Here is a 13,727-nt window from a genome sequence, read left to right as displayed (position 1 = left end):
GTCTGGCTGGGCCGATATAAAGAGTGAATATAAAGCCATGGATTGGCCTCTGCCGCGAGGACGCAGCATGATTGATACAACATCCCTCACACACCTCACCAATAAAACTGCACTAACGACTGTCGAGAAAAGCACCTCCGCCACGACTTTAAACTCCAGCCTGAAAGAACTTGATTCTGCATCTGCTATTGACGGTGCCACCTTCTCGACATTGTCCAGTCAATTAAGTAGTAGTGCCGCACGAGCTCAGGCTCGCGACAGCAGTCTTGACTTCAAAAGCCTGAGGTCTCTGGCAAACAGTATTAGTGACAAAATTGCAGGCAACAGCTATCACGCCAATAGGAAACTGCACGACGCAGAGATTCCGGATACGGACGACCCTGCGCGGCTCGAAAGAGCGAGGCAGGCGACTTCGTTCAAGAATGGATCAGGCACCAACCCGTTCGCAGGCTTATCTCAGGATCAATTGAGGTTGGTTATGTATGACGAAAGTGGCGACTTCACCATTAATGAGAGAAGCGCGGCTTCGTCCGAAAACCATGTTCAACAGGAAAACTGGAACAGGGCGATGTGTAAACGCTATACCGACGAATACAACGAAACTGGCAAAAGCACTCAAACGCTGGTCATGCTTCTCGCCCACTACGACCAGCTGCCACCCATAGAAAAAGCACAATACCCCGCCAATTACGCCGCGCTCATCACATCGGACGACAGCTCGGCCATGGACATTTTCAACGCGCTGAAAAGCCAGTCAGGTATTCAGGAGGCTTGATTGCAAGACATGAAGAATCGCCGTAACGCTTCCGAGAACTTGAGTGTCGACGAGGAAGACACAATTGCGCGTGCTCAGCGCCGCAAGTCAAGGAGTGCTCCGACGTTCCAGCACTATCTATTGATGGTGCTTTTACTGATGGGGCTGTGCGCTTACGGCCTGTTTCATTACCGGCATTTGCCGAAAACAATCGATGCCGCGCCTGCGCTATCTTCTGCTGTCTTCGATGCCGACGCTTCAGCCGTTGCTCCGCTACCACTACACGAGACGCCGGGCCGCCCCCAAACGCTGTCTGAGTGCATGGGACCGGATAATCTCATCGACGAAACAGTCGCTACCTGTCGATTCGGCAAAGGCCAAGAGACAGTTCGAAATTCAACCGCACAGGGCATGGTGTCTGCGAGCTACATGAGCCACTACAAGGCACAACAGCAAAGGCCGCAGCCAAGGCTCGCAGCGGCGCAATTCGTTGAGTCGGCCGTTGTGTGGCAGTGGGACAGGAAGCGCACCTATCACGCTGAATGGATCGTTACAGATGCTCAAATCGACGGCACCAGCGTGTGCCGTAACTGGCGTAGAGGCTCAATCGAATACCGGGAGTGTCGCAAGGGTGCCAAGGTGTATTTCAAGGAGGAGTGCAAGCGTCTCGCTGAATCCGCCACTCGCCAACGCTATTGCAGTGCGGCGAGCGGGTTTAATCCGTTGGGCTGAGCTGCGGCCACAGCTTTACTCAGGGTTCAAACCCAGCACGTAGAACTTGCTGTCCACCGCAATTAGCGGAAAGCTCGCAGGCAGATCCTCTTTTGCGATCTCCTGGAAACCGTGCCTCTCATAAAATCTATGTGCGGCGAGAAATTTGTCGGTTGTACCCAGAAACACTTCGGTCACGCCTTTGCGAGTCGACTCTTCGATCAAACGGTCCAGCAGCTTGGCTGCAATCGAGAACTCTTTGCCGCGAAACGGCGCGGCAACGAACATCTTGCGCAGCGCTGCCTGCCCTGAGCCGATGTCCTTGAGCGCGATGCTGCCGACGACGTGATCACCTTGCACCGCGACCCAGAAATCGCCGGTGCCGGTCTGGTAAAACTCTGGAATCGCCTTCAGATCAGGCTGATCCTCGGCGGTGATGGGGATACCGAATTCTTCACGCTGGATGGGCAGGATCAATGCCGACACACCTCGCTCATCGTTCGGCACAAAACGACGTACCTGAATTCCGGTCGCTGTCACAAACCACCTCCTTGCCATCGTCACAAATGGAAATGAGTATTCCAGACAAGCAAACGCCCCGACAAGTCGGAGCGTCTTCATGAGCATTTACGGGGTCCGCATGTGGGGGCGGACACGAAGATGTTTAATTACAACATGGCTTCGGCGACCTTACGCCTAAGACGGTTGCCTTTGAATCAGGCGATCAGTCTTGCTTCTCCAACCCCGGCGGTGGACACCTTCCGACACCTGCGATTGATGGCTCGATCAACATCTGCGCCATATCAAGCAAATAGATGACGGTTAACGTTAGGTCTCGGCCCTGCCCATTGAGCTGATCACCGGCCTCATGCGCCGTGGCTGCAGCGCAACGCATCAAGTCGGATATGCGTATAAGCGTTTCTTCAAGATTGGAGGGTGGGTCTGGAGTGAGTTTGACCATGGCTTTGCTCCTACTGTACTGAAAGCCATCTTTCGTTGTTCTCACACAACAAAAAGGTGGCAGCTATGTACAGGGTGAGAAACCGAACAGTAGGCATCCGGCCAGACCGGGGTCTGCCTGCACACAGCCGCCATGAAGCATGCGCCAATAGAAATCGACGATAGCTGGCAGAGTGATGCGCCTACTCAAGGACGGGTTCTCACGCCCGGTCACTGAATGTGCAGTGACGAGACGCAGGCTAGATCCAGGAGAAACCAAGCGCAAGCAGGCTGGATGATCTAGGAAATTTCGCACAAGGGATAGAGAGATGTCCTTCGGATTTGTGACATTTTCACAGGCCTGTCATACCAATGAAAAGAGACCGTCGTTGGCGAAAACAGCGACATCAATACGTAGTGGCGATTAGCTGCCTTTTAGGATTACTATTGGATCCAACTCTCGCTAACGAAGCGGAACGAATCGCCCCAAACGAGGCGCTGTTTAAAAAATGCCCACGAAGGTTGAATAATGAGCACTACCGAAGATATTAATATCAGTCAGATCTCGACTGTAGAGCGAGTGATTTTTCACATAATTGGGCCTGATTTAAAAGCTCCAAAAATCCTTACAGAAGTTGAAGACCCCAGCGTACACTCTGAGTTTTTCATCTCTAGACTCATCGAAACATCGCAAGGCACAAGTTATAACTTCAACCCCGCATCTGGTGTGCAAACTCAAATTCAACAGGCGCTTGATAGTCCTCATGCGTTCGTAGATTGCTCGCAGATTCTCGCAGAACGCTTTCAAAAGCTTTATGAGAGTGATAAACGTCTTATCCCTGGTGTACTCATGTTGCTGCAGATAAAAAGCGATGAAGAGCGGTACGCTGCAATTATAAAATATGATGACATTAAAGTTATTTCGTATAAAACCCTTCAAACCGAAGACGGAAAAACAAAGCCAATCTTAGATTTAATTCTCAATACTTTTGTTCAGGACAAAAAAGCGCTACAGAAATCTGCGCTTATAAAAATAAACGGAGATACTGGGAAGTTGATATGCATTGATCGGAGTGAGAAAAATGGTGATATCACAGAAAAGTTTAAAGCTTTTCTTGACGTGTCACGAGAATTCACGCACGAGACATTGACTGATCGACTATTAACTGCGCTTTCAAACACTGCCAAGTCTAATAAGAACATAGTCCCATCGTCAATAATTAGCAGCTTGAAGATAACAGCTAAAGAAGCTATATCATCTATAAAATTATTCAACCCCGAGCATCCAGAAAACCTATTGACTGCTATGTTTGGAGAGCTTCATTCGGACGAAAAAATATTGTCTAGCTTTACAAAAGAGCTTAAAAAGCAAAAAATTAGTGCCTCGATAATAAAAATACCGGAAAATTATTACCCTAAATCCACAAAAAAGATAAAGGAAACATATGAAGGTGTGAAGATTATATACACCCAAGAACATGTCGATAGCGGCGATATTGAATTTGATGATTCAGACAGTACAAAGAAAATCATTGTCTCCACCCTGCAATATATTGTAGATGACGAATTCAATGGAAGACTTTAACTTATTAACAGCGCGTTCGATCTCATCGACTGAAAGCCATGAGCAAGTTATATTTGAGCTTCCAGCGTTGTCTGCAAGTGATATTTGTATATTAAACGATTTTGCTGACTCATATAAAAAGTTTTTTACGCTTGAATGCAGAACCGAGGAAGGTGAAAAATTCCCTCTGCCCGACGCTAGCGGACAGCTGGTTGGCTCTAGTGCCAATCTCAAAATATCAAAGCTGCCTAGGGGGACTTCTACAGTTTTTTTTACAGTTAGCGGTCTGCGAAGATCGCTAAAAAATGACAAGGTTCAAAGAAGCAATATTATTTATTTGTTTTTTGTATTTTCAGAGTTTTCCTCGCGAAGCTGCAATTTTAAAATATGGAGTGAGGATCAGAGTGCCGATGATATAAGCCATTTGCTTATCGATCCTAGGAATTTTATCCGTGACTCCACAGGTGGTGCATTAGTTGAGCATCTAAAGTTCTGGACTCTTCGTACTAGGCCTGATGTATTAGGTGAAGCTTTTCGCGTTTGGGAGGAAATAGCTATTCCATGCTCAAGCTTAATTTTTTGCACTGAGGTTTGGAAAAAAAACTTAGCTTTGAACTTGGTTTTCTCTGGTCCTCAAAAACTAGAAATAGAATACGACGAAAAAACCGACAAAATTCCGTTTGATACTTTAAAAGTTGTGGAAAGTACAAGTTGGATACTGGATGTCGATCGAGAAGTAGATATACGTCATAACTTTTTTTCTTCCAGGATAGCTAGCGAGCGACGTAGAAAGCTTGAAACTTGGCCTGAGTTTTTTAACCGAGTGGCATCTAGGGTGCTGGAAAATTCAAAAAACGATTACAAGGCTCATTTGCATAGCAAATCATCCGAGACACTAAAAGCCATTGCGGATTTAAGAAAAATTATTGCTGAAGAGTCCTCGAAGATAATTGATCGCACACATGCTCTCACGTCGACGTTATTCAGGGATATAGCTATTGCCATTGGAACTGTAAGTATAAAAATACTTGCGGTGAAGGAAGCGTCAATCGAGTCTAGTTTCCTATTAGTATTTAGTGTTCTTTGGCTGGCGGCGAGCCTATCAATAACAATAAGTACAAATCGCGCCTACATAATATCCCTGACAAGGTCTAGATTTTTGTGGAGTAAAAAAGTTAATTATCTAATTCCGATTTCAGAATTTAAGGATTTATCAACGCGACCCTTTAAAGATGCGGTTAAGGCATATAATCGCTCAAAGTCCTATGCGATCACTATTTATACTTTGACTATGGCTATTATGATTTTAATGGCTATTTCTCAATCAAGGCTGGTTTACGCTACAAAAGAATTTATAACTAGGTTTTTCAGATAAAATAAAACCGCCTTAGTAGGCGGTTTTATTTTCGATATGTTTTATTACAACTTCGGACCCGCAGCCTTGATGGCGTCGCTCACGTCGAACTTCTTGAAGTTCTCCACGAACAGGCCAGCCAGGGCCTTGGCGGCTTCGTCGTAGGCAGCTTTGTCAGCCCAGGTGTTGCGTGGGTTGAGCAGGCCGGTGTCGACGCCGGGTACCGATTTCGGTACGTCGAGGTTGATGGTGTCGAGGTGCTCGGTTTCTGCACCGATCAGTGCGCCGCTCTGGATCGCTGCGATCACGCCACGGGTGGTCGGGATGTTGAAGCGCTTGCCGACGCCGTAGCCACCGCCGGTCCAGCCGGTGTTGACCAGGTAGACCTTGGATTTGAAGCCGCGGATGCGCTTGATCAGCAGTTCAGCGTATTCGCCAGCCGGACGCGGGAAGAATGGGGCGCCGAAGCAGGTGGAGAAGGTGGACTTGATGCCCGAACCCGAACCCATTTCGGTCGAACCGACCAGTGCGGTGTAACCCGACAGGAAGTGGTAGGCAGCCTGTTCTTCACTGAGGATCGACACTGGTGGCAGGACGCCGGTCAGGTCGCAGGTCAGGAAGATCACGGCGTTTGGCTCGCCGCCGAGGTTTTTCGGTGCGCGTTTTTCGATCAGTTCACGCGGGTAGGCCGCACGGCTGTTCTGGGTCAGGCTGCTGTCGGCGTAGTCGGCTTTTTTGGTAACCGGATCGAGTACGACGTTTTCCAGTACGGCGCCGTGCTGAATGGCTTTCCAGATGACCGGCTCGTTCTTCTCGGACAGGTCGATGCACTTGGCATAGCAACCGCCTTCGATGTTGAACACCACGCCTTCGCCCCAGCCGTGCTCATCGTCACCGATCAGGTAACGGCTTTCATCGGCGGACAAGGTGGTCTTGCCGGTGCCGGACAGGCCGAAGAACAGGGTTACATCGCCCTCTTCGCCCATGTTGGCGGCGCAGTGCATCGGCAGTACGTCCGAAGCTGGCAGCAGGAAGTTCTGTACCGAGAACATGGCTTTCTTCATTTCGCCGGCATAACGCATGCCTGCGATCAGAACCTTGCGGGCTGCGAAGTTGATGATCACGGTGCCGTCGGAGTTGGTGCCGTCACGCTCAGGGTCGCAAACGAACCATGGCGCGTTCTGGATTTCCCACTCGTCCTTGCCAGCCGGGTTGTACTGTTCAGGGTTGATGAACAGGCAACGGCCGAACAGGTTGTGCCACGCAGTTTCGGTGGTCATCTTGACGGGCAGGTAGTGCGCAGGATCGGAGCCTACATGAACGTGGGAAACGAAGCGCTCGCGCTCGGCCAGGTATGCACCGACACGGTTCCACAAGGCGTCGAATTTCTCGGCCGGAAACTTGCGGTTGATCGGGCCCCAGGCGATGGCGTCCTGGGTGCTCGGCTCTTCAACAATGAAACGATCGACCGGCGAACGGCCAGTACGATGGCCTGTCTCCACAACCAGTGCGCCAGTGTCGGAAAGTACGCCTTCGTTACGGGCAAGGGCTTCCTTGACCAGTTCGTCGGTGCTCAGATCGGTGTGCACAGCGTTGTTGATTTGCGTCATGAGGTTCCCCGTCGGCCTGTAGCCGAGTGCTCCAAACGGTTTTGTAGTAAAAAAACAACCACTACTACAGCGTAAAAGTGGGCCGGATTATGCCAGAAATGCCCAGAAATGGTAGGACCCTCCTGTCAGAACAGCATTACAAGGGCCCATACCGTATTCTGAGGGGCTTTACGCGTTGATCAATGGCGCGTGTCAGATGGCGAATCGACACCGCCGCCAGCAAACAGCTGTGCAACGTCAGTGGCATCGAACAGGTAGCGCTCGTTGCAGAACTGACAGTCGATCTCGATGCTGCCGTTGTGCTCGATGACCAGTTGCTGCGCGTCCTCCAGGCCAAGACTGACCAGTGCGTTGGCCGAGCGCTCGCGCGAGCAACTGCAGCGGAAACAGATTGGCTGAGCGTCGAACAGGCGCACCGGGTCTTCGTGATACAGGCGATGCAAAATGGTCTGGTTGTCCAGGCCGAGCATTTCTTCGGCAGTCAGGGTGCTGGCGAGGGTAATGACATGTTCCCAGCTGGCATCGCGCTCTTCCGGGTCGGTGATCTGTGCGGCAGGCAGTTGCTGCAGCAGCAGGCCGCGGGCGCGATGACCGTCAGCCTTGAGCCAGAAACGGGTGCCCAACTGCTCGGACATCACGAAGTAGTTAGAGAGGCTTTCCGACAGGTCGACGCCATCCAGCGCCACAACGCCCTGATAGCGCTTGCCCTTGTGCGGGTCGACAGTCAATGCCAGCGAACCATCAGGCATCAGGTCCTGCAGGCCCGCGTCTGGCGTGATGAGCGTTTCGTCATAGCGGGCGATACCGCGCAGCTCACGTTCGCTGGAGCATTCGACCATCAGCAGCGGTACAGCGCCGCTGGAGCGCGCCTGCAAAATCAGCAGTCCGTCGAACTTGAGGGTGCCGACCAGCAGAGCGGCGGCAGCCATCAGTTCTCCCAGCAACTGCGCGACCGGCTCCGGGTACGGGTGCTTGGCGAGTACTTCGGCATAACTGCGTTCAAGGGCTACCAGCTCTCCACGAACGTCGCTTTCGTCGAAGATGAAGCGCTGGGTGAAATCGGTGTCCGGTAAATCATGCATAGGGAAGGTATCTGAAGTAATGACAGTGGATGGCACGCGGCTGAGCAAGCACCGTCCGGCACTCGAAAGCGCCGTGGCCATGCGGATTGACCGGCATTTTAGGAGCTATCCGGTGCGCTTCCAAGCGGGTTGGCCGTTCGGGCTGATCGCCGGAGCCGCCATGCGCTGTTTTCAGTCGTTGTTGTGGCTGGCACGGAAACCAAAAAGCTCCCGGCGTTGCTTCTTGGTGGGCTTTCCGTCGGTAGTTACACCCAGGTTGCCAGCCTTGCGCTGAGCGGCCGCGCGTTCTCTTTTGGCGATGCTGTCCGGTGTCTCGCTATACAGCGTCTGCGCCTCAGGCGCACCCCGGCGAACGGTGGACAACGCCTCGACCACTATCGTGCGCTCATCGAAGCCCATGCGAATCTGAAACTCGTCGCCTGGACGAGGCTCCTTGCCGGGCTTGCAACGTTCGCCGCGACAGTGCACCTTGCCGCTTTCGATAGCTGCTTTGGCCAATGCGCGTGTTTTGAAAAAACGTGCGGCCCACAGCCATTTATCCAGACGGACCTTGTCATCTTCTTCCGGCTTTTGCGCCATTTGAATTCCTCATCAGTGCAGCAGTCTGAACGTTATCGGGCTCATCAGGAAACGCGACTGCGTCGCTCGCCTGATGTGTACATACCCACACGAACATGAAGTAACCGATCCTTGCTTGTCAAAAACAGCTATTCCCCTTTTCATTGCCCGACCCCTACATGGAGCGCGACGTGACAGATTTTCCAACTTCGTTGACCGCCCCCAGAAAAGGGTGCGCGGGATGCACGGGCAGTCCGGAACTGGATTTCTCGTTTGACTACGCGTATCAACCGATCGTGAACCTTCACGACCAGTCGATTTTCGCTCACGAGGCGCTGGTTCGTGGCCCCAATGGTGAAGGTGCGATGTCCGTTCTGAGTCAGGTCAACGACCAGAACCGCTACCGCTTCGATCAGGCCTGTCGGACCACCGCCATCGCCGGTGCCGCGAAACTGGGCATGAACGAGCGTTTATCGATCAACTTTTTGCCCAACGCCGTGTATCGTCCCGAGCTGTGTATCCGCAGCACGCTGGAGGCCGCGAGGCAGCATGACTTTCCTGTCGAGCGTTTGATTTTCGAAACAATCGAAAGCGAGCATGTGGATAACAACGGGCACTTGAGCAATATTCTGCGCGAGTATCGCGAGTTCGGCTTCATGACCGCCATCGATGATTTCGGTGCCGGGTATTCCGGGCTGACGCTGCTCGCGGACTTTCAGCCAGACCTGATAAAGCTCGACATGAACCTGATTCGCGACATTCATCGTGATCGCGCGCGTCAGGCTATTGTTCGGGGTGTTGTCACAATGTGTTCGGACTTGGGGATTAAGCTCATTGCCGAAGGTATAGAGCAGGTTGAGGAGCGGGACTTTCTCGCCGATTGCGGCATTTTCCTGATGCAGGGCTATCTGTTCGCCAAACCTGCATTCAAAGCCCTGGCGCAGATAGCACCTGACGTCTGGCAGAAGTCTTGAGACATACGGAATTGCATTGAAAACATTCGACCATCTGACAGTCATCGGCCTGCGCGAGTGGGTAGCGCTTCCCGACCTGGGGGTGGCGGGCCTGCGGGCAAAAATCGATACCGGTGCGAGCACGTCAAGCCTGCATGCCACCGAAATCGAACCTTTTGAGCGCGATGGCCAGAAATGGGTGCGCTTCAACGCGCATCTGGGCACTGTGGTTCAGTTGCGGCATCGCCGCTGCGAGGCGCAACTGGTTGCCATGAAAACCATTAAAAGCTCCAACGGTCACGCGCAGGTGCGTTACGTCATTCGCACCACGCTGGCCCTGGGTGATCGTATCTGGCCAGTGGAATTCACACTGGCTTGCCGCAAGTCGATGCGTTATCGACTGCTGCTGGGTTCCAAAGCGCTGATCGACGGCCAACTGGTGGTCAATCCGGGCATAACTTACGTACAAGACAAGCCGGTGTTCCCGGCCTCTACTTCCTCAGGTGTTGCATGAAGATCGCTGTGCTTTCGCGTAATCCGCGTCTGTATTCCACCCGTCGTCTGGTCGAAGCTGGCATCGAGCGTGGCCATGAGATGGTGGTGATCGACACCCTGCGCGCCTATATGAACATCGCCAGCCACAAGCCGCAGATCCACTACCGCGGCAAACCTCTGGAGGGCTTCGATGCGGTGATTCCGCGCATCGGTGCCTCGGTGACTTTCTATGGCTGTGCGGTGTTGCGTCAGTTTGAAATGATGGGCGTATTTCCGCTCAATGAGTCGGTCGCCATTGCCCGCTCGCGCGACAAGTTGCGCTCGCTGCAACTGCTGTCACGTCGGGGCATCGGCTTGCCGGTGACAGGCTTTGCCCACTCGCCTGACGATATTCCCGACCTGATCCAGATGGTCAACGGCGCGCCGCTGGTCATCAAGGTGCTGGAAGGCACTCAGGGCATCGGCGTGGTGCTGTGCGAAACCGCCACGGCGGCCGAATCGGTGATTGAAGCCTTCATGGGCCTCAAGCAGGACATCATGGTGCAGGAGTACATCAAGGAAGCGGGCGGTGCCGATATTCGCTGCTTCGTTGTCGGTGACAAGGTCATCGCCTCGATGAAGCGTCAGGCCAAACCGGGCGAGTTTCGCTCCAACCTGCACCGTGGCGGCAGTGCCAGCCTGATCAAGATCACCCCGGAAGAACGCATGACTGCATTGCGTGCAGCCAAGGTCATGGGCTTGAGTGTGGCGGGTGTGGATATTCTGCGCTCCAATCACGGCCCGCTGGTGATGGAGGTCAACTCGTCACCTGGCCTGGAAGGCATTGAAGTCACCACCAGCAAGGATGTGGCCGGGATGATTATCGAGTATCTGGAGAAAAACAGCGGCCCGCACATGACCCGCACCAAAGGAAAAGGCTGACAGGGCGGCGACTCGACTCAATCGCTCAGGCCATGAGCTTGTCTGCGGATAAGCTGGCCTGGGCACTTCACTACCGTACATCTGTTAAATGCGCCGAGTAATCGATTCAGCAGCGCTATCTTCTTTCTGCAAACCCGCTTCTCTCCATCAGGCCGAAGACGACGTTTTAGCCACCTTCGCGCCGAATCGCCCTCTCGCCTCGCGACATAAATCAACACATTTCTGCTTATTTGTATGCCGATTGAGCATGAGGTAGTCGTTTACGGCATTAGACGTATGCGCGTGCCATGGGAATAGTTGCGACTTTTTTCGCCTGCTACAGAGCCGGGATGCTCGTCTGCGGTGACCTTCTCGGGACATTTCCAAAGGGATCCCCTGCCCTGAAACTGCTTTGAAAAGCACGCTCGGCGCATCGGTCTTGGACTTGCCCAAGCCACTTTGAACAAGGGTAATAATATGAAGAAGGCAAAGCTGAGTCTGGCTTGGCAGATTCTTATCGGACTGGTACTGGGTATCGCGGTGGGTGCGCTGCTCAACCATTTCAGCGCCGAGAAGGCCTGGTGGATCACCAATCTCCTGCAGCCTGCGGGCGATATCTTCATTCGTCTGATCAAGATGATCGTTATCCCTATCGTTGTCGCATCGCTGATTGTAGGCATCGCGGGTGTGGGCGACGCCAAGAAACTGGGGCGCATCGGTCTGAAGACCATCCTCTATTTCGAAGTCGTGACCACCATCGCCATTCTGGTGGGCCTGGTGCTGGCCAATGTGTTCCATCCGGGCACGGGTATCGACATGAGCACGCTGGGTACGGTGGATATCTCCAAATACCAGCAGACAACGGCCGAAGTTCAGCATGATCACGCGTTTATCGCGACCATTCTCAACCTGATCCCGTCCAACATCTTTGCTGCCATGGCGCGTGGCGAGATGCTGCCGATCATCTTCTTTTCAGTGCTGTTCGGTCTCGGGCTTTCCAGCCTGCAGGCAGAGGTCCGTGAGCCTCTGGTGAAGCTGTTTCAGGGCGTCTCGGAAACCATGTTCAAGGTCACGCACATGATCATGAACTACGCGCCGATCGGCGTGTTCGCGCTGATTGCGGTGACCGTCGCCAACTTCGGTTTCGCCTCCCTGTTGCCGCTCGCCAAGCTGGTGATTCTGGTGTACGTGGCCATCGCCTTCTTTGCCTTCGTGGTGCTGGGGCTGATCGCTCGGGCGTTCGGCTTCTCGGTGATCAGGCTGATGCGCATCTTCAAGGACGAGCTGATTCTGTCCTACTCCACCGCCAGCTCCGAAACCGTACTGCCACGCGTGATCCAGAAGATGGAAGCGTATGGCGCGCCGAAGGCGATCTGCAGCTTCGTGGTGCCGACGGGTTATTCGTTCAACCTCGATGGTTCTACGCTTTATCAGAGCATTGCGGCGATCTTCATTGCCCAGCTGTATGGCATTGACCTGTCGATTGGCGCGCAACTGATGCTGGTTCTGACCCTGATGGTCACGTCCAAAGGTATCGCGGGTGTGCCGGGTGTTTCCTTCGTGGTACTGCTGGCAACGTTGGGCAGCGCCGGTATCCCGCTGGAAGGCCTGGCGTTTATTGCCGGTGTCGACCGGATCATGGACATGGCGCGTACGGCCCTGAATGTGATCGGCAACGCGCTGGCCGTACTGGTCATCTCGCGCTGGGAAGGCATGTACGACGATGAAAAGGGCGAGCGCTACTGGAACTCCCTGCCGCACTGGCGCAGCAAGGAACCTGTACCGATGGGCCAGCCGACGGCTGACTGATCTTCGCCAATGTGCTGACAAACCCCGGACCTCCGGGGTTTGTTGTTTTCAGGTCGCCGGTTAGACTGCCTGCCTTACCAGAGGAATGAACATGAACGACGCACTCGACAATGACGAAGAAGAATTTGCCGCCTCGACCCTGATCGAAGCCATCGAGAACCAGATCGAATCCGGTAATCCGCCAGCGGCCAAGGCTGTTTTCAACATGCTTACCCTGGTTAAGTACGAGCGTGAAGACATTCTCGAAATGATGGCGCACGTCCTGGCCATCGAAATCGACGCCTTGCTGGAGCAGGACCGTCCGTTCGATACGCAATGGTACGAAGCAGCGCTGCGGGCCCTGCCCGATCTGCCCCCGGAAAAGTAACCTTGCGGTCAGGTCGTGCCAGCAAGATATATGCTGCAAACACTCCAGACGCTGACTACACTGCAAATGCCCCGCTGCCGCATGATCCTCCGGGGCTGCCACGCCAAACCGGCTTCAACGGTCATCCAGAACCGACGAGCGCAGATTGGACACGTCGATTCCAGAGCGCACCCGCCAGCCGGCGAGGTCGTACTACTACAAAAAGTCTGGAGTACCTATGTCGTATACCCCTGAGTTGGTTGCCGAACTGGAAATCCTTGCATTGTTCAATCTGGGAAACACCCAGGAAGGCCTGAAAGTCCACCATGTAGCGGCACCCACTGCCGTTGCAGCAGCAAAAAGACTCTTCGATAAAGGACTGACGACCCAGGTCGATGGCGGTTATCTGACCAGCCTCGGGCTTGAGGCCGCTCAACATGCCCAATCACTGTTGACCATCCTCAACGTTTCCAAACAAGCTGCCTGACAGGCGCAGGGCCTGCGCACAAAAAAGCGTGGCAGGCCCTTCACTTATCTGAACGCCGGTCGATACAGGATTCTGGCGTCAGAATAACAACCCGACTGAATCCTTTTCTCTCGGCTGCAAACCTTCTCCGCCATCTTTGCTCAGTAATTCCACGCCTGCACAGGC

15 protein-coding genes are annotated in these 13,727 nt (G+C 53.4%); 10 read left to right on the top strand and 5 right to left on the bottom strand.

All coding sequences use genetic code 11. The features are described 5' to 3' along the window. Positions 1–67 precede the first annotated feature (67 nt). Entirely contained in the window at positions 68–775 is a 708-nt protein-coding gene (locus tag RYC18_RS07535) for a hypothetical protein (RefSeq protein ID WP_316886129.1), read from the top strand. A gap of 138 nt (positions 776–913) precedes the next feature. After that, positions 914–1,486 (top strand): hypothetical protein, encoded by a 573-nt coding sequence (locus tag RYC18_RS07530; protein WP_316886128.1) that lies wholly within the window; start codon positions 914–916, stop codon positions 1,484–1,486. A 15-nt stretch (positions 1,487–1,501) separates the two neighbouring features. Here RYC18_RS07530 and RYC18_RS07525 read toward each other — a convergent pair whose 3' ends face one another. Both RYC18_RS07525 and RYC18_RS07520 read right to left on the bottom strand, forming a co-directional pair. Beyond that, positions 1,502–2,005, bottom strand: coding sequence for a GNAT family N-acetyltransferase (locus RYC18_RS07525; protein WP_316884793.1), 504 nt, complete (start codon positions 2,003–2,005; stop codon positions 1,502–1,504). A gap of 184 nt (positions 2,006–2,189) precedes the next feature. Continuing rightward, positions 2,190–2,426 carry a DUF6124 family protein gene (locus RYC18_RS07520; protein WP_057401471.1) on the bottom strand — a complete coding sequence of 79 codons (237 nt, stop codon included), beginning with the start codon at positions 2,424–2,426 and terminating at the stop codon, positions 2,190–2,192. A gap of 507 nt (positions 2,427–2,933) precedes the next feature. On the opposite strand from RYC18_RS07520, the gene RYC18_RS07515 reads away from it, so the two are divergent. After that, a complete protein-coding gene (locus tag RYC18_RS07515; protein ID WP_057401472.1) occupies positions 2,934–3,989 on the top strand; it encodes a nucleoid-associated protein in 1,056 nt (351 codons plus the stop codon). After that, the gene (locus tag RYC18_RS07510) at positions 3,976–5,343 is read left to right on the top strand and encodes a hypothetical protein (protein ID WP_316884787.1); all 1,368 of its coding nucleotides are present in this window, start codon (positions 3,976–3,978) and stop codon (positions 5,341–5,343) included. Before RYC18_RS07515 ends, RYC18_RS07510 begins: the two co-directional genes overlap by 14 nt. Before the next feature lie 44 nt (positions 5,344–5,387). Here the strand turns inward: RYC18_RS07510 and RYC18_RS07505 are convergent, their stop codons facing one another. The 3 genes from RYC18_RS07505 to RYC18_RS07495 all read right to left on the bottom strand — a co-directional run bounded on the left by RYC18_RS07505 (position 5,388) and on the right by RYC18_RS07495 (position 8,593). After that, positions 5,388–6,932, bottom strand: coding sequence for a phosphoenolpyruvate carboxykinase (locus RYC18_RS07505; protein ID WP_005743163.1), 1,545 nt, complete (start codon positions 6,930–6,932; stop codon positions 5,388–5,390). 179 nt (positions 6,933–7,111) lie between these two features. Continuing rightward, the gene (gene hslO / locus RYC18_RS07500) at positions 7,112–8,014 is read right to left on the bottom strand and encodes an Hsp33 family molecular chaperone HslO (protein ID WP_316884785.1); all 903 of its coding nucleotides are present in this window, start codon (positions 8,012–8,014) and stop codon (positions 7,112–7,114) included. 171 nt (positions 8,015–8,185) lie between these two features. After that, positions 8,186–8,593 (bottom strand): RNA-binding S4 domain-containing protein, encoded by a 408-nt coding sequence (locus tag RYC18_RS07495; protein ID WP_316884784.1) that lies wholly within the window; start codon positions 8,591–8,593, stop codon positions 8,186–8,188. Between the two features lie 170 nt (positions 8,594–8,763). Here RYC18_RS07495 and RYC18_RS07490 point away from each other — a divergent pair, with 170 nt between their 5' ends. The 6 genes from RYC18_RS07490 to RYC18_RS07465 all read left to right on the top strand — a co-directional run bounded on the left by RYC18_RS07490 (position 8,764) and on the right by RYC18_RS07465 (position 13,562). Continuing rightward, positions 8,764–9,546: an EAL domain-containing protein gene (locus RYC18_RS07490; RefSeq protein WP_002555827.1), complete on the top strand. Its 783-nt coding sequence runs from the start codon at positions 8,764–8,766 to the stop codon at positions 9,544–9,546. Between the two features lie 49 nt (positions 9,547–9,595). Further along, the gene (locus tag RYC18_RS07485; protein ID WP_170947379.1) at positions 9,596–10,039 is read left to right on the top strand and encodes an ATP-dependent zinc protease; all 444 of its coding nucleotides are present in this window, start codon (positions 9,596–9,598) and stop codon (positions 10,037–10,039) included. Then, entirely contained in the window at positions 10,036–10,941 is a 906-nt protein-coding gene (gene rimK / locus RYC18_RS07480) for a 30S ribosomal protein S6--L-glutamate ligase (RefSeq protein ID WP_003318100.1), read from the top strand. Before RYC18_RS07485 ends, rimK begins: the two co-directional genes overlap by 4 nt. Positions 10,942–11,397: 456 nt before the next feature. Then, on the top strand, positions 11,398–12,729 hold the full coding sequence (gene gltP / locus RYC18_RS07475) for a glutamate/aspartate:proton symporter GltP (protein ID WP_002555824.1): 1,332 nt from the start codon (positions 11,398–11,400) through the stop codon (positions 12,727–12,729). Between the two features lie 91 nt (positions 12,730–12,820). Then, entirely contained in the window at positions 12,821–13,096 is a 276-nt protein-coding gene (locus RYC18_RS07470) for a hypothetical protein (RefSeq protein ID WP_005743165.1), read from the top strand. A gap of 217 nt (positions 13,097–13,313) precedes the next feature. Then, positions 13,314–13,562, top strand: coding sequence for a TIGR02647 family protein (locus RYC18_RS07465; protein WP_002555822.1), 249 nt, complete (start codon positions 13,314–13,316; stop codon positions 13,560–13,562). The last annotated feature ends 165 nt before the right edge of the window (positions 13,563–13,727 follow it).

It is taken from the genome of Pseudomonas syringae group sp. 247E2 (genome assembly GCF_032587795.1).
Taxonomy (GTDB): domain Bacteria; phylum Pseudomonadota; class Gammaproteobacteria; order Pseudomonadales; family Pseudomonadaceae; genus Aquipseudomonas; species Aquipseudomonas amygdali.
This window is presented reverse-complemented; position numbering and strand designations above follow the sequence as displayed.